This window comes from Enterovirga sp., assembly GCF_035325185.1.
In the GTDB taxonomy this organism is placed as follows: Bacteria; Pseudomonadota; Alphaproteobacteria; order Rhizobiales; family Beijerinckiaceae; genus Enterovirga.
The window spans coordinates 16,741-18,554 of record NZ_DAOLAJ010000070.1 but is presented as its reverse complement, the minus strand read 5'-3'; the positions used below and the strand labels follow the sequence as shown (position 1 = coordinate 18,554).

The following is a 1,814-nucleotide window of genomic DNA, read 5'->3' as shown; positions in this document are numbered from 1 at the left end:
GCTGACCCGCATCGCCGCCTTCTCGCCGCTCCTGTTCTGGCCGGGCATCGTCGGCGAGTTCATGAAATACCTGCCGCTGACGCTGATCGCGACGCTCTCGGCTTCGATGGTCGTCGCGCTGATCTTCACGCCGACCCTCGGCGCGCTGCTCGGCCGCGCCCCGGCCGGGGAGCACCACGACGAGCGCATGGCGGACAAGGGGCCCTATATGCGCCTCGTCCGCGCTGCCATCGCGCGTCCCGTCTCCACCCTCGCCGTCGCTGCCGCCGTGCTGGTCGGGGTGGTCGCGGCCTATGGGCGCCTTGGCCACGGCGTCGAGTTCTTCCCCGATGTCGAGCCCGATTACGGCCTCGTCCAGGTGCGCGCGCGCGGCAACATCTCGATGGCCGAGAAGGACCGGCTGGTCCGCATCGTCGAGGGCCGCCTGCTCGGCATGAAGGAGCTGTCCACCGTCTATGCCCGCGCCGGCGAGGGCCAGCGCGGCTCCGAGGAGGTGACGGAGGATACGGTCGGCACGATCCAGTTCGAATTCGTGGACTGGCGCGAGCGCCGCCGCGCCTCGCTGATCATGGACGAGATCCGCGCGCGCACGAAGGACATTCCGGGTGTCCTGATCGAGGTGACGAAGCCTCGCGCCGGGCCGCCGGTCGGCAAGCCGGTGACGATCCAGCTCTCCGCCTATGATCCGGCGGTGCTGCCCGAGGCGGCCCGCAAGGTCGCGGCTCTGCTCCGGGCCCGCCCCGACACGCGCGACGTCGATGACGGCCTGCCGCTGCCGGGCATCGACTGGCGGCTCGAGGTCGACAAGGCGGAAGCCGCCAAATACGGCGCGACGCCGATGTCGGTCGGCGCGGCCGTGCAGCTCGTCACCAACGGCATGAAGGTCACCGAGTACCGCCCCGTCGATACCGACAAGGAGGTCGACGTCCTGGTGCGCTTCCCCGAGAGCCGCCGCTCGCTCGACCAGCTCGACGACCTGCGCATCAACACGCCGCAGGGCTCGGTGCCGATCAGCAATTTCGTCATCCGCAAGGCCGCTCCGAAGGTTGGCCAGATCAACCGCGTCAACTCGATGCGCGTGGTCAACGTCACCTCGAACGTCGCCGAGGGGGTGCAGAGCGCCGTCGTCCAGGGCGAGCTGGCCGCGGAGCTGGCGAAGATGGATCTCGGATCCGGCGTCACCTTCAAGCTGAAGGGGGAGGATGAGGAGCGGGCCAAAGCGGGCGCCTTCCTGATGAAGGCGTTCGGGGCGGCAATCTTCCTGATCTTCGCGATCCTGCTCGCGCAGTTCAACAAGTTCTCCTCGGTCGCGATCACGCTGTCGGCCGTCGTCATGTCGACGATCGGAGTGCTGATCGGCTTCATGGTGATGGGCCAGCCCTTCGGCGTCGTCATGGGCGGGATCGGCGTCATCGCCAATGCCGGCGTCATCGTGAACAACAACATCGTGCTGATCGACACCTACGACCGGCTGCGCCGCGAGGGCATGGCGGCGAGGGAGGCGATCCTGGAGACTTGCCGGGAGCGCGCCCGGCCGGTCGTGCTGACGGCCGTCACCGCCGTGCTCGGCGTGCTGGCCGTCGCCTTCGGCATCAATATCGACTTCGTGCACCGCGACATCGCCATCGGCGCGCCCTCGACGCAGTGGTGGATCAACCTCTCGACCGCCATCGTCTTCGGCCTCGGCTTCGCGACGATCCTGACGCTCCTGGTGACGCCGGCGGCGCTGATGATGATCGCCAACATGGCGGCGTGGCGGGTGCGCCGGAAGGAAAAGCGTGCGGCCAAGCGCGAGGCACGGCGCATCGCGCGGG

The 1,814-nt window shown here is 68.8% G+C and carries 1 protein-coding gene; it reads left to right on the top strand.

Translation table 11 applies throughout. From position 1 onward, the window contains the following. On the top strand, positions 1–1,814 hold a 1,814-nt coding region (locus PKD06_RS13640; RefSeq protein ID WP_324380928.1), incomplete at both ends, for an efflux RND transporter permease subunit.